Origin of the sequence: Aurantibrevibacter litoralis (genome assembly GCF_034651555.1) — a bacterium.
GTDB classification, from domain to species: Bacteria; Bacteroidota; Bacteroidia; order Flavobacteriales; family Flavobacteriaceae; genus Aurantibrevibacter; species Aurantibrevibacter litoralis.
The window spans coordinates 163773-177343 of sequence record NZ_JAYEEQ010000006.1 but is presented as its reverse complement, the minus strand read 5'-3'; the positions used below and the strand labels follow the sequence as shown (position 1 = coordinate 177343).

General features: G+C 40.1%; 13 protein-coding genes and 1 tRNA gene. 10 read left to right on the top strand and 4 right to left on the bottom strand.

The genetic code is table 11. The annotated features are described in order from the left end of the window. Positions 1-104: 104 nt before the first annotated feature. Complete coding sequence (locus U1E44_RS07575; protein ID WP_322930462.1) at positions 105-752, top strand: hypothetical protein; 648 nt, start codon at positions 105-107, stop codon at positions 750-752. Between the two features lie 230 nt (positions 753-982). Here U1E44_RS07575 and U1E44_RS07570 read toward each other — a convergent pair whose 3' ends face one another. Then, complete coding sequence (locus U1E44_RS07570) at positions 983-2131, bottom strand: cysteine desulfurase family protein (protein WP_322930461.1); 1149 nt, start codon at positions 2129-2131, stop codon at positions 983-985. A gap of 113 nt (positions 2132-2244) precedes the next feature. Here U1E44_RS07570 and U1E44_RS07565 point away from each other — a divergent pair, with 113 nt between their 5' ends. Beyond that, positions 2245-2751: a hypothetical protein gene (locus tag U1E44_RS07565; protein WP_322930460.1), complete on the top strand. Its 507-nt coding sequence runs from the start codon at positions 2245-2247 to the stop codon at positions 2749-2751. Here the strand turns inward: U1E44_RS07565 and U1E44_RS07560 are convergent. Then, positions 2735-3304, bottom strand: coding sequence for a Smr/MutS family protein (locus U1E44_RS07560; RefSeq protein WP_322930459.1), 570 nt, complete (start codon positions 3302-3304; stop codon positions 2735-2737). The two genes, U1E44_RS07565 and U1E44_RS07560, sit on opposite strands and share 17 nt — an antisense overlap. A gap of 114 nt (positions 3305-3418) precedes the next feature. On the opposite strand from U1E44_RS07560, the gene U1E44_RS07555 reads away from it, so the two are divergent. The 4 genes from U1E44_RS07555 to U1E44_RS07540 all read left to right on the top strand — a co-directional run bounded on the left by U1E44_RS07555 (position 3419) and on the right by U1E44_RS07540 (position 5079). Continuing rightward, positions 3419-3715 carry a DUF2752 domain-containing protein gene (locus tag U1E44_RS07555; RefSeq protein WP_322930458.1) on the top strand — a complete coding sequence of 99 codons (297 nt, stop codon included), beginning with the start codon at positions 3419-3421 and terminating at the stop codon, positions 3713-3715. A 14-nt stretch (positions 3716-3729) separates the two neighbouring features. Further along, positions 3730-4062 (top strand): CCC motif membrane protein, encoded by a 333-nt coding sequence (locus U1E44_RS07550; protein ID WP_322930457.1) that lies wholly within the window; start codon positions 3730-3732, stop codon positions 4060-4062. Positions 4063-4075: 13 nt separating this feature from the next. After that, positions 4076-4384, top strand: coding sequence for a CCC motif membrane protein (locus tag U1E44_RS07545; protein ID WP_322930456.1), 309 nt, complete (start codon positions 4076-4078; stop codon positions 4382-4384). Positions 4385-5004: 620 nt separating this feature from the next. Further along, a tRNA-Val gene (locus U1E44_RS07540) sits at positions 5005-5079 on the top strand. Positions 5080-5109: 30 nt separating this feature from the next. Here U1E44_RS07540 and U1E44_RS07535 read toward each other — a convergent pair. Continuing rightward, positions 5110-6384 (bottom strand): UDP-N-acetylmuramoyl-tripeptide--D-alanyl-D-alanine ligase, encoded by a 1275-nt coding sequence (locus U1E44_RS07535; RefSeq protein ID WP_322930455.1) that lies wholly within the window; start codon positions 6382-6384, stop codon positions 5110-5112. A gap of 62 nt (positions 6385-6446) precedes the next feature. Next, positions 6447-8111: a gliding motility lipoprotein GldJ gene (gene gldJ, locus U1E44_RS07530; protein WP_322930454.1), complete on the bottom strand. Its 1665-nt coding sequence runs from the start codon at positions 8109-8111 to the stop codon at positions 6447-6449. Between the two features lie 427 nt (positions 8112-8538). Here gldJ and porV point away from each other — a divergent pair, with 427 nt between their 5' ends. From porV to U1E44_RS07510, 4 genes are all read left to right on the top strand, one after another. Continuing rightward, positions 8539-9684 carry a type IX secretion system outer membrane channel protein PorV gene (gene porV / locus U1E44_RS07525; RefSeq protein ID WP_322930453.1) on the top strand — a complete coding sequence of 382 codons (1146 nt, stop codon included), beginning with the start codon at positions 8539-8541 and terminating at the stop codon, positions 9682-9684. Between the two features lie 174 nt (positions 9685-9858). Continuing rightward, positions 9859-10341, top strand: coding sequence for a cytidine deaminase (gene cdd, locus U1E44_RS07520; RefSeq protein WP_322930452.1), 483 nt, complete (start codon positions 9859-9861; stop codon positions 10339-10341). 127 nt (positions 10342-10468) lie between these two features. Continuing rightward, entirely contained in the window at positions 10469-11467 is a 999-nt protein-coding gene (pdhA, locus tag U1E44_RS07515) for a pyruvate dehydrogenase (acetyl-transferring) E1 component subunit alpha (RefSeq protein ID WP_322930451.1), read from the top strand. Between the two features lie 3 nt (positions 11468-11470). Continuing rightward, positions 11471-13108: a pyruvate dehydrogenase complex dihydrolipoamide acetyltransferase gene (locus U1E44_RS07510; protein ID WP_322930450.1), complete on the top strand. Its 1638-nt coding sequence runs from the start codon at positions 11471-11473 to the stop codon at positions 13106-13108. Positions 13109-13571: the final 463 nt, after the last annotated feature.

Genomic DNA, 13571 nt, shown 5'->3' with positions numbered 1-13571 from the left:
ACTACTTTTGTATGCTAGAACCCATATAAATATCGGTTTTTCAAACCTTAGAAGTACAAAGAGGTGTAACGGCGATTATAAATACCTTAAATAGATATAAACTCATGAAAATCCACTTTTTTTTAATATTCCTTGCGCTAGGCCTTTCGCTTCAGGCACAAAAAAATATTTATGAAAGTGATAAGTTTGATGAATTGAGTGAATCGCATCAAATTTTAGCGATTATACCTTTTGTTACAAGACTGGAATTAAAAGATAGTATTTCTCAAGAGCAATTACAGCAGTTGGAAGAGAATGAAGGGTATACAGTACAAAATGCACTGGAAACTTATTTTTCGCAAGGTAAGAAGAACAAAAGGTTTACTGTAGAATTTCAAAATATAAAGAACACCAACGCTTTATTGGCTAAAAACAATATATCATATGACAATATCGATATATATACCATTAAGGAACTCTGCACCCTTTTAAATGTAGATGGTATTATTAGTGGAAACCTTAGCTTAAATGTATTGCTATCTAAGGGGGTGCCTACCGAATTCAGTTTTATGGACTATATAAAGGGCGATGCCAATTACGGACGCATCGGTATTAAGGTCAGTGATGGCGGTACGGGTAAACTCTTGTGGAAATACGAAAAGGAAATCAATAAAAAATCGGGTAAAAATACTTACGACCTTATTACCATAATGATGAAACAGGCGACTCGAAAATTTCCGTACGACACGGAGCGCAGGAAAAAGAAATCCTAGTGTAGGAATCGCAAAAATTTCAAACTACTTTTTCAATCTAAAGATTCCTCGACCCTTGGGTCGGGGTTTCCTATTTACCTCTCCTTTGGAGAGGTCGGAACTGTCTTTTTGCAGTTGCGGTTGAGGTGAAATACAAAATTTCGGTTTTTGGCCCAAAGGCCAAAATGAAACTGGCGAAATACCCCTATGGCATGCCTCGGGGATAGTCAGTTTCAAGAAATTTTTTATCATTAACTATACACAAATTCCTTTAAGGTAGCAACCACATAGTCTAGTTCTTCTTTGGTGTTGTAAGGCGAAAAAGAAAATCGCAACGATGGGTTTTCCAAGGCTGCTGGAGAAAGAATTTCTTGCAGTACATGAGATCCCGACACACTGCCCGATTGGCACGCACTACCTTGCGAACAGGCTATTCCTTTCATGTCTAAATGAAAAAGAAGCAGTAACGCCTTTTCTTGGTCTATGGGCAAGCGCACATTGACAAGGGTATAGGTGCTTTTATCGAGATCTCCGGAAAGACCATTAAATGAGACCCCGGGAATGTGTTGCTTTAATTGCTGAATAAAGTAGCCTTTCAGTTCGCGCATAAACCCGGTCTCCGATGCCAAATGATCCATGGCGAGCACCATGGCCGTTTCTAAACCGATAATATTATGACTGCCTTCGGTACCGGCACGAAAGCCTCGTTCTTGAGAACCTCCAAAAATAAGAGGTTTTAAACCTGAATTTCTACGAATATAAGCAAATCCAATTCCTTTGGGACCATGAAACTTATGGGCGGCGGCAGTTAAAAAATCGACCTGAATTTCTTGTACATTCCATGCAAAATGACCGATAGATTGTACCGTATCCGAATGAAAAAGTGCTTGATGTGCTTTGCATATGGCACCCACGGTGGCAATATCTAGCACATTCCCAATTTCGTTATTGATGTGCATTAAGCTTACCAGCTTTTTAGTAGCGTCTTGTTTCAAAAGGCTTTCTAAATGTGCTATGATCGGATTCCCAAAGGCATCCAAATCTACATAAAGCAAGCTAATGCCATATTCCTGAACCAATGCTTCTGCCGTATGCAAAACCGCATGATGCTCTATTTTTGACGTTATTATGGTTTTTACACCCAAATCGCGAACCGCAGCCCGCAAGATCATATTGTCGGCCTCGGTACCTCCGGAGGTAAAAATAATCTCGGAAGGATGAGCATTCAGGTATTTTGCAATTGTTTTTCGAGCCTTTTCAATACTCGATTTTACAGATCGTCCATAACTATGGGTTGATGACGGATTGCCATAAAATTCGGCAAGGGCTTGCTGCATTTTTAGAATGACTTCTTCTCGAACCCTTGTGGTGGCGGCATTATCCAAATAAACGCTATCCATGTTAATTGTTCTTCTTTTAGGAAAAGGCAAAATTACTGGAAATAAAGTTAATTTCTCATAAATTGCATCTAAACCTCTAGGATTATCGCTTTAAATTCAATTAAATTTGGCAAATGAAAAAGGGTCTTTTATTTTGGTTTTCTGTTTTGCTGTGTTCCTGCAATGATGGGGATCTGCAAATTGAAGCTATAGACTTTGACAGTGTGGCGGTACAGAGTTGCGCCGCTCCGGTAACTGTGGGCACTCGTATTTTTTTTAAAATAAATCAGGACGAAGCACTTATTCTTACCTTAGCGGCCAATAGCTTACGCAATGAGTTGTCCGATGGTCAAATTATAAGTACTGTGCCAGCGCAATCGCAAATTGTGTATCGGATTTTTTCAGGGAACCTTTCCTCCAATTATTTTTGCGATGCTATTCCCCCAACAACGCCTTTTGTTACCGAAGAAATTCTTGCCCAAGCAGGAGAAGTAAGGGTAACGACCACGCAGAATGCAGATGGCATACGCTTTGACCATAAAATAGAATTAAGCGGCATATCATTGGTTACCGAAACAGGTTCTCGGATTACGGATTTACGGATTAATGAATTTGGAACTGTTACTACGACCGCACCCTAGACAACCCAACGTTTTGAAAAATATACACCTCGGTAGCTCCTAAGCCGTATTTTTGATAATTTGCATCGTAAAATTTCAGATTGTCATATTTCCGAAGCATATAATGAAGTTCTTCTTTAAGAATTCCTTCACCTATCCCATGAATAAATACCACGCTTTGAATTCTTTTGTTCATCGCAAATTCCAGTTGCCGTTTTGCAGTATCTAATTGCAGATTAAGGATTTCAAAGTTGCTCATTCCTTTTGTGGATGATCGCAGTTGGCCTACATGCAAATCTACTTCCATAACGGGAATTTGGCTTTCTTTTTTATGGGCTTTAGTCTTAGTTCTTTTGTGAGGCAGTTCCTTTTCTTTTATTATTTGTGCCACCTCGTACGAAGATACTTGCATAGCTGCTGCATCCTTTACAGGTAAAAGTTCTGTTGCCTTGTAATATAACTCAAAGCCTTCATCACTTTCTATAGTAATACCTTGCGATGCTATGTTAGTTATTATACCAACAACCACATCGTCAATCGCTTCCACTCGGTCTCCAATTTTAAAATGGGTCATTTTCTATGTTCTTTACGTTACAAGCCCAATTTCTGGAAAATAAAGTGACATTTTATTTCCATAATACAAAAATAATAGTAATTTTCGGCTAAGGAACTTGCTTTTTGCCAAAAAATGCCAATCGTTTATACCATAGCGCTAGACAAGTATATGTTGCCGTGCCTAAACAAACAAATTTTAGGTGTAGAATGTCCCGGTTGCGGGCTGCAACGTTCAGTTTCATTGTTGCTAGAGGGTGATTTTGGAGGTGCCTTTATGATGTATCCGGCTATTTATCCCTTATTGCTTTTATTGAGCTTTCTTTTGGCTGATACTTTTTTCAGTTTTAAATATGGCAACAAAATTACAATTTCTTTACTTATTCTTACTGTGTTATTTATATTGACCAACTTTATATTAAAATTTGTATAACGAAAATCAACCTTATGGAACAACAAAAATTACCTAACGTAACTCTGGCCATTGTATTAGGGGTTATTTCCTTTTTCTGTTGCTGTTTTGCCGGATTACCTGGTGCTATTATTGCCGGAATTGCCTTGCTTTTGGTAAACAAAGATGCTAAAAAATATACCTTAAATCCGGAGTTGTATTCCAATTACAGTCAGTTGAAAACAGCTAAAATTATAGCGATCATTGGAATCGTACTTGGTGTCTTATATTTCATTTATACCTATTACACGATCTCTCAAATGGGTGGTTGGGATGGTTATATGGAAAAAGTTCAGGAAATAATGGAACAATACGGAATAGAGGAATAAAAAATTAGAAGTCATGAGCCAAGAATCACTACCGGGCGCTAGTAATGCCCTTACCATGGGTATTATCTCTATTGTGGGGGCACTCATTTGTTGTGGCCCCTTTGCCATTATATTCAGTATTATTGGTCTTAATAGTGCCGGCAAGGCCAAACGGATCTACCTTCAGAATCCGGGTATGTACACCGGCTATGAAAATGCCAAGACCGGTAAAGTACTATCTTATATTGGTCTGGTATTATCCCTTATTATGTTATTCTTGTTCATTCTCTATTTTGGGGTTATCATTGCCTTTTTTACCGTAGCTGCTGCAGGCGGATCCTAGTAGAACGCTCCATAAAGATATCAGTACGGTGTTAGGGACTCATGCCGTTTCTGTCTCCTTTAGAACCACCCTGCATACGATTTGGTACCGGGTGGTTCTATTTGTTTTGGTCCTTAGTAAGACAAAAATATAGATTTCCTCATACCATGCACTAAGATAATACGCTGCATCTATACTCATCTAAAGTGAAATGGATGAGCAGCAATTGTAACAGGTTCTGGTTTTGTTGGTGTCGATAGTGTGTTTTACCTAGTCTTTAGAGGAGCATTTGCGAAATAATTTAGTTGATTACGATAGAATTTTGTATTCTAAATCCGTTGTTCATGACGTTACTGTCAGAGCGGTATTTTCCTGTATTTGAGATCAATTAAACAGACGGATTTTGGATGCATTGAATTATATTGGCATAGATTTGTTGATGTTTAGAAGTACTTTGAGGCATTAGGCTTGCTTAGTTGTTTTTATAGACGCATCAAAAGAGGGAAGCACATCTTATCTTTGAGGTTTTGGGCAGATGGCCGTGAGTTCTATTTTTTTTGGGAGCCATCCGATTTAAAAATAGGGGATTTTTATATATTTGCAGACTTTTGAAAAGCGATTTCACAAAAGTGGAGTGCCTTGGGATATTAGCTCAGTTGGTTTAGAGCGCTGCCTTGACAGGGCAGAGGTCACTGGTTCGAATCCAGTATATCCCACACACGTATAATGCGAGCTGGTTTGGAGATTTACAGTGCCTCCAAAATTCGCTCTAAAGCCATTCCTCTGGAGCCTTTGATGAGTATTTGGTTTTTATGAAGCCCTAGGTTCGCTATATTTACTTCAAGATCTGAATAGGTTCGGAATTTAGGGAAACTACATGTGGTTCTATAAAAATTTTCTCCCACCAAAATCACTTTTTCAAAACCAAGCTCCGAAACATGATCCACGATACGTTGGTGTTCCTCTTCGGCTGCGGCACCCAGTTCAAACATATCACCCAAAAAAAGAACTTTCCGTTCCCCCGATAGCATTTTAAAATTGTCCAAAGCGGCTTTCATGCTACTCGGATTGGCATTATAGGCATCTAAAATAATATGGTGGCCGTTCTTTTGAAGCAGCTGAGAACGATTGTTTTTTGGAATATAGGCTTCAATAGCAGCTTTTATAGCAATTAAGGGTACTTTTAAATAGAGGCCAAACGCTACGGCTGCCGCACAATTGTGAAAATTATAGCTTCCGATCAATTGCGTTTCTATTAGGGTGTTTGCCCCACTTAGATGCACAAAAGGATTGGCTTCTAAAAATTGGATATGGTAAAATTTGTTGTCCGATTCACTAAAGCCGAAGGTAGGCTGGTGTTGGCGCCATTTCAATTGCTGTATAGGATCGTCTGCGTTTATGCAAACCCTTTTATTATGGGAAATAAGATAATCATAAAGTTCACTTTTTCCTTTAATAACACCTTCTTCCCCACCAAATCCTTCTAAGTGAGCCTTTCCAAAGTTGGTGATATAGCCAAAATCCGGTGTTGCAATGCTACATAAAAAAGCGATTTCTTTTTGATGATTTGCACCCATTTCCACAATAGCTATTTCGGTGTCTGCTTCGATCGAGAGTAAGGTTAGCGGCACCCCAATATGATTATTTAAATTCCCTTTGGTGGCAATGGTCTTATATTTTTTTGAGAGTACGTTGTAGATTAGCTCTTTTGTGGTTGTTTTTCCATTGCTTCCCGTAAGTGCAATAATAGTTGCGGTACAATAATTACGGTGATACCGGGCTAGGTTTTGAAGCGTTTCTAACACATCGTCAACAACAATGATATGCGTTGAGGTGGCATATTGTTTTTCGTCCACTACAGCGTATGCCGCACCTTTATTAAGGGCTTCGGCTGCAAAAGCGTTTCCGTTAAAATGAGTTCCTTTTAGGGCAAAGAAAATACTTTGTGCAGGTATAGATCTGCTATCGGTACAAACGGTAGGATAATCTAAAAAAAGGTGATGCAATTCGGCTATAGTCATACCGCCAAGATATAAAAAAAGCCCTTTCGGAAAAGGGCTTTTAAGATCATTTTTTAAGAGGATTATTTTGCTTTTTTTCCTCGGATAGTTTTATTTTTAGTTTTCGATTTTGAACCTACTCGAGACATGGCACATCTAAAACCAATGTAATCCGTAGCCATATATTGCGGTAAGTAACGTCGTTGCGCAGGGTCTAACCAAAACGCTCTATCGCGCCAGGAACCTCCTTTAAACACCCGAACTTCATTGTTGATGAGTGAGGTTCTGTTGTTCGATTTATCGTACTGTCTTATTAAGTTGCCAAGAGAATCCGATTGTACAATGGGTTTTGGTGCATTATACATCTTTTTATCGTCCTGTTCGTCTTCGTCGCTACTAAAGCGATCAAAAAACCGTGTCGATCCAGGGTCACCGTCTCGGTAGCCTCTGTTATCACTAGCCGAAAAGTTTGTACGAAGATAGGTTTCATCTTCGTTTACCGGTACCATTTTTATTTCACCGGGTAAATTTACAGCAATAATCTTACCATTAGGAAGCGTGTCGTACACTATAGATTCCTTGCCGAGTACGTCTACTTTACCATCTTTGCCAATGGCACTTTTCATGTACACATTGCCTCGGTAGTAATTAAAATCACTTATCTCATCATCTACAATAGGGCGATACACATCGGCCACCCATTCGGAAACGTTACCGGCCATATCATAAAGACCATGATCGTTGGGTTTGTAAGACTTCACTTCGGCCGTAATATCAGCACCGTCATCGGACCATCCGGCAATACCACCGTAATCGCCTTTTCCTTGTTTAAAGTTGGCTAATTGATCGCCACGACCTACACGTTGGCCATTTCGAGTATAATCGCCTTCCCAAGGGTATTTTTTCCGTCCTCGGTAATTGTTGTATTCTCGGTTGCCCACATTGGCTTGTGCGGCATACTCCCATTCGGTTTCAGTGGGTAATCGGTATTCCGGCAATATAATCCCGCTGCTTCTTTTGGCAAAGGCGGAAATAGAATCTTTCTTTTTCTTACCTTGTAAAGAATCGATCTGGCCTTCGTACACCGATTCGGGCCTGTTTAAATACGCTTCTGTACTAAAGGTGCCTGCAATTTCCCCGTTCATGGCTTTGTATTTGGCATCCTTGGCCAGAAAACCTTCCCGCTCTAACATCACCTCATTAACTCGGTCTGTACGCCACTCTGCAAATTGGGTAGCTTGTATCCAATTCACGCCAACTACCGGATATTCCGAATAGGCAGGGTGTCGCAAATAATTGTTGGTCATAGTCTCATTAAAGCCCAATCTATTACGCCAAACCAAAGTATCTGGTAGAGCACCCGTATAAATATGAGCATAGCTAGGGTTGTCTGGAGGGTAAACCGCTTTTAGGTAATCTAAATACTCCAAGTACATGACATTGGTAACTTCAGTTTCATCCATATAAAAGGACTGCACGTGTTGTTGGGTAGCGGTGTTGTTCCAATCGCGCATGACGTCATCTTGCACTTTTCCTTTGGTAAACGTACCCCCTTCTATGAATACGAGACCGGGAGCTGTTTCCTGCTCCTTAAAGTCAGAATTGTATTGAAAACCACCTTCTTTGGCATTAATTTTCCAGCCGGTGGCTCGCGATGTATTTTTCGACGTGGAGGTTTTTTTGCAGCCGGAAACACCAACTGCTACAACAAGACACGAGAGTACAACTTTAATACATTGTTTTTTCATAATAAGGACTTGAGATCAAAAGCAGACTGCCACTATAGCATTCTGAAATTCATATTTTAAATTAGTTAAAGGCTCTTTTGGCAAATAAAACGATGAATTACACATTATATTTTACAGGACTACAAAATTTTTGAGCCCTATGGCGCTAACGTTTTAAAAAGCGACGGGCAGGCCTCTTTCCCAATAACGGACTAAAATTAGGATTAGTATGATACGCTATCATAAATCCAACGGTTTTTAATATCGCTATAGGATATTCAAGAGACATTTTGGACTGCAAAACACCCTATTTTGCGGGGAAATAAAAATAATTTAACACAAGCACAAGATATCGATGAAATGGTCGTTATTGTGTATTACAACTAAATTATTTTAGTATATCAGTATTTATTAGGATTTTTGGAACCAACTAAACGAAAAATGAACAATGAAAAAACTTTGGATACTTACTGCGATTATTCTGTTTTTTAAAGTTTCGGCTCAAGAGAATAGAGTAATTACTACGGCGGTTCCGTTCTTAACCATTGCAGCAGATGCCAGGGCGGCAGGCATGGGAGATATGGGCGTGGCTACCTCGGCAGATGCCTTTTCACAACAATGGAATCCTGCCAAATATGCCTTTGCAAGTCAAGAAATGGGTATAGGTGCCAGCTACACTCCTTATTTGGAAAGTCTGGTTACGGATATTGCCTTGTTAAATGCCAGCTTTTATAATAAATTAAATGATAGAAGTGCCTTTGCAGTTAGCTTGCGCTTTTTTACTTTAGGCGAAATAGAATTGCGCCAAAGTGCAATAGATGCCCCAAGAATTGTAAAACCTAATGAAATTGCATTAGACGGATCGTATGCCTTGAAACTTAGCGACCAGTTTTCTATGGCGGTAGCCGGCAGGTTCATTAGTTCTAATTTGCGATTTCAAGATGATGCTACCACAGATTCACAGGCAGCCAATAGTTTTGCGGTAGATGTTGCAGGTTTTTATCGATCTAGAGAAATTGCGTATAACAACTTCGATGGCCGATGGAGAGCCGGGTTTAACATTTCCAATTTAGGTGGTAAATTGCAATACGATGAAGGAGGGCAGGAGAACTTTTTACCTACAAATCTCAAGTTTGGAGTAGGTTTCGATTTTATTTTAGATCAAGACAATGTGTTGGGTATTACTACTGAATTCAATAAATTATTAGTGCCCACACCACGGGATTTTGACGGTGATGGCGATATTGATGCAGACGACAATGCTCGGTATCAAGAAATTGGTTTTTTAAGTGGCGTTTTTGAATCTTTCGGTGATGCGCCAGATGGTTTTAGCGAGGAATTAAGAGAAGTTACATGGGCTTTGGGGGCAGAATATGCCTATCAAGAGGCATTTATGCTTAGGGCGGGTTATTTTAATGAAAATGAATTGAAAGGGTCGCGACAGTTTTTTACTTTGGGTGCTGGCTTTAAATACAGGGCGGCACAAATAGATTTGTCTTATTTGTTTTCTACGGCACAAGTTAGAAACCCGTTAGAAAACACCCTGCGTTTTTCGCTAACTTTTAATTTGGGAAACGAAATGTATAACGACTAATTTATACCGTATTGTAATAAAAAAAACAAAACCTGCTACAGAGCAGGTTTTGTTTTTTGTACATTGGAGGCCGAATTGGGTACATTGTAATTTTACCGGAAAAAAGACCATTACAGATTGCGTAAAGTAATTTATTTTTTATCGTTTCCCGGTCAATAACAAGCCACATGTAATATGAAAAAGCGCCAAGTTAGTTTTGAAGTTTTGGTTTACGATTCTTTCAAAGACCTTCCCTCGGAAGATCAGCATTTAATGACTGTAGCGATAGAGGCAAGAGAAAAGGCCTATGCACCGTATTCAAACTTCTATGTGGGTGCCGCGGTGTACTTGTCTAATGGTAGGATTATTTCCGGAAACAATCAGGAGAATGCGGCGTATCCGTCGGGCCTATGTGCCGAGCGTGTCACTATTTTTTATGCCGCCTCTCAATATCCGCAGGCACAAATGAAAAGGATGGCCATTTCGGCATCGTCCCAAAGCCAAGTTGTTAAAACTCCCGTAGCCCCATGCGGAAATTGTAGGCAAACTTTAGCCGAATATGAAAACAAACAGCAGGAACCCATAGAAATCTTATTTATGGGTCAAGAGGGACAGGTTATTAAATGTAATTCAATATCCAATCTGTTGCCTTTTGCCTTTGATGGGTCTCTTTTGTGAAATAACCAAAGGCCATGCAAATGTGTTTTTAGCCATAGCTTTTACTTTAATTTTTTTCCCCTATTGATTTATATGTGTATTTTTGTTTTCCGATTCTAAGGAATCAATTACTAAAAAAGAGCATTTAATGAAAAAAATCACAAAAGAAGTCTACCTCAAGTGGTATGAGGACATGTTGTTTTGGCGCAAATTTGAAGATAAATTAGCCGCAGTTTATATTCAGCAAAAAGTTAGGGGATTTCTTCACCTGTACAATGGACAGGAGGCGGTTTTGGCGGGTGCCTTGCATGCAATGGACTTAACCAAAGATCGTATGATTACCGCCTACAGAAACCACGTGCAACCCATTGGTATGGGCGTAGACCCAAAAAGAGTAATGGCCGAGCTATACGGTAAGGTTACCGGCACTTCACAAGGAATGGGAGGTTCTATGCATATTTTTTCTAAAGAACATCGTTTTTATGGAGGACATGGAATTGTTGGCGGCCAGATTCCCTTAGGTGCGGGTTTGGCTTTTGCCGATAAATATTTTAAGAGAGATGCCGTTACCCTGTGCTATATGGGCGATGGTGCCGTGCGACAAGGATCGCTTCACGAAACATTTAATTTGGCCATGCTTTGGCAGTTACCCGTAGTTTTTATTTGTGAGAATAACGGCTATGCCATGGGAACTTCCGTAGCCAGAACTTCGCATTCTACCGAAATATGGAAATTGGGATTGGGATACGAAATGCCTTGCGGTCCTGTAGACGGTATGGATCCTGTTAAAGTAGCAGAGGAAATGAGTAAAGCCATAGACCGTGCTCGGAGTGGTGGAGGGCCTACCTTTTTGGAGATGAAAACCTATCGGTACCGAGGTCATTCCATGTCAGATGCCCAGCATTATCGCACTAAAGACGAGGTAGAAGAATACAAAAAAATAGATCCTATATCGCAAGTGTTGCAGGTGATTAAAGAGAAAAGTTACGCCACAGACGAAGAAATAAAACAGATAGATAATCGAGTGAAAAGTTTGGTGACCGAGTGCGAAAAATTTGCCGATGAGTCCGACTATCCACCCGTACAGCAACTTTATGACATGGTATACGATCAAAAGGATTATCCATTTATACAACATAAATTATAAGGAATGGCAGAGGTGATAAATATGCCTAGACTTAGTGATACCATGGAAGAAGGTACCGTAGCTAAGTGGCTTAAAAAAGTAGGAGATAAAGTTTCTGAAGGCGATATTTTGGCCGAAATAGAAACCGATAAGGCGACAATGGAATTCGAATCTTTTCATGAAGGAACCTTACTATATATTGGTATTGAGGAAGGCGATGGTGCACCTGTGGATTCGTTGTTGGCTATTATTGGCAATGAAGGCGAAGACATATCAGCATTAATAAATGGAAGCGAGGCTACGAATGCCGATTCACCGGCCAAAGAAGAAATAAAAAACACAGAAAAAAAGGAAATTGTTGCTGAGCAAAAAACAGCAACGACCCCTTCAGAAATTCCGGAAGGAGTGGAGATCGTAAAAATGCCTAGACTTAGCGATACTATGGAAGAGGGCACTGTAGCTTCTTGGTTAAAAAAAGTGGGCGATAAGGTGGAAGAAGGCGATATTTTGGCCGAAATAGAAACCGATAAGGCTACCATGGAATTTGAATCTTTCTATTCCGGTACGCTATTATATGTTGGGATACAAGAAGGAGAAACGGCCGCAGTAGATACCGTGTTGGCCGTTATTGGTCCCGAGGGTACTAATGTAGATAGTGTTTTAAACGCCAAACCAGCCGAAGCAAAAAAAGAAGAAAGTCCTCAGGCGGATACGAAGTCCGAAGCAAAAAATGAAGATACTCCACCGACGAAAACATCAACTGATGGTCAGCGTATTTTTATTTCGCCCTTGGCTAAAAAAATTGCGGAAGAAAAAGGAATAGATATATCGGAGATTAAGGGCTCTGGAGATCATGGAAGAATTGTAAAAAAGGATATTGAAACGTATAAGCCTCAAAAGAAATCCGAACCAGTGGCGGATGCTACAGCCGCAACTTCAGATAAGAAAGAGGGAATGCCCGTAGCCCTTCCCGTAGGTGAAGAAGGCAGTGAAGAAGTTAAAAATTCGCAAATGCGAAAGGTCATTGCCAAGCGTTTGTCCGAATCCAAATTCAGTGCGCCGCACTATTATTTGGTGATAGAGGTAACCATGGACAATGCCATCGCATCTCGAACGCAGATTAATAGTTTGCCAGATACAAAGGTGTCTTTTAATGATATGGTAGTAAAAGCCTGTGCCATGGCCTTGCGAAAGCACCCGCAAGTGAACACCACTTGGAATGGAGATACTACACGATACAATAAACACATTCATATTGGAGTAGCCGTAGCGGTAGAAGACGGTTTGGTAGTACCTGTGTTAAAATTTACAGATCAAATGGGATTCACGCAAATAGGTAGTGCCGTTCGTGATTTGGCTGGAAGGGCAAAAACCAAAAAATTGACACCAGCAGAAATGGAAGGAAGCACCTTTACAGTATCCAATTTGGGTATGTTTGGTATTTTAGAGTTTACGTCCATAATCAATCAACCTAATTCGGCCATTTTATCGGTAGGTGCCATTGTAGAAAAACCTGTAGTTAAGGACGGACAAATAGTGGTAGGTAATACCATGAAGCTCACCTTGGCATGCGATCACCGAACGGTAGACGGTGCCACAGGAGCACAATTTTTACAAACGCTACGTGCGTATCTGGAGAATCCTGTCACCATGTTGGCATAAGAATTATTAAAACAAGTGAAAAACACCTAGGACAAAAGGCATTCCGAGGTTGGGATGCTTTTTGTCATTAGGCATCTAATTTTATATGGTAGCGCAGAAAATCATCGGTTTTATGGACTTTAGAGTGTAGCGTTACAAAAAGGAGGGAGCCCAAAAATTTAATGTGGACTATTTTAATCTAAAGATTCCCCGACCCTTGGGTGGGGGTTTCCTATTTACCTCTCCTTTGGAGAGGTCGGAACTGCCTTTTTGCAGTTCCGGGTGAGGTAAAATACAAAATTTCGGATTTTGGCCCAGAGGCCAAAATGAAACTGGCGAAATACCCCTATGGCTTGCCTCGGGGATAGTCAGTTTCAAGAAATTTTTTATTGCGTTTTTTACGAAGAGGAGTTGTGTAGGCATGAGCAGCACCGCGGCATTGGGAAATGCAAACTCCAAAATCGTATTAGTTCCATTACGAATC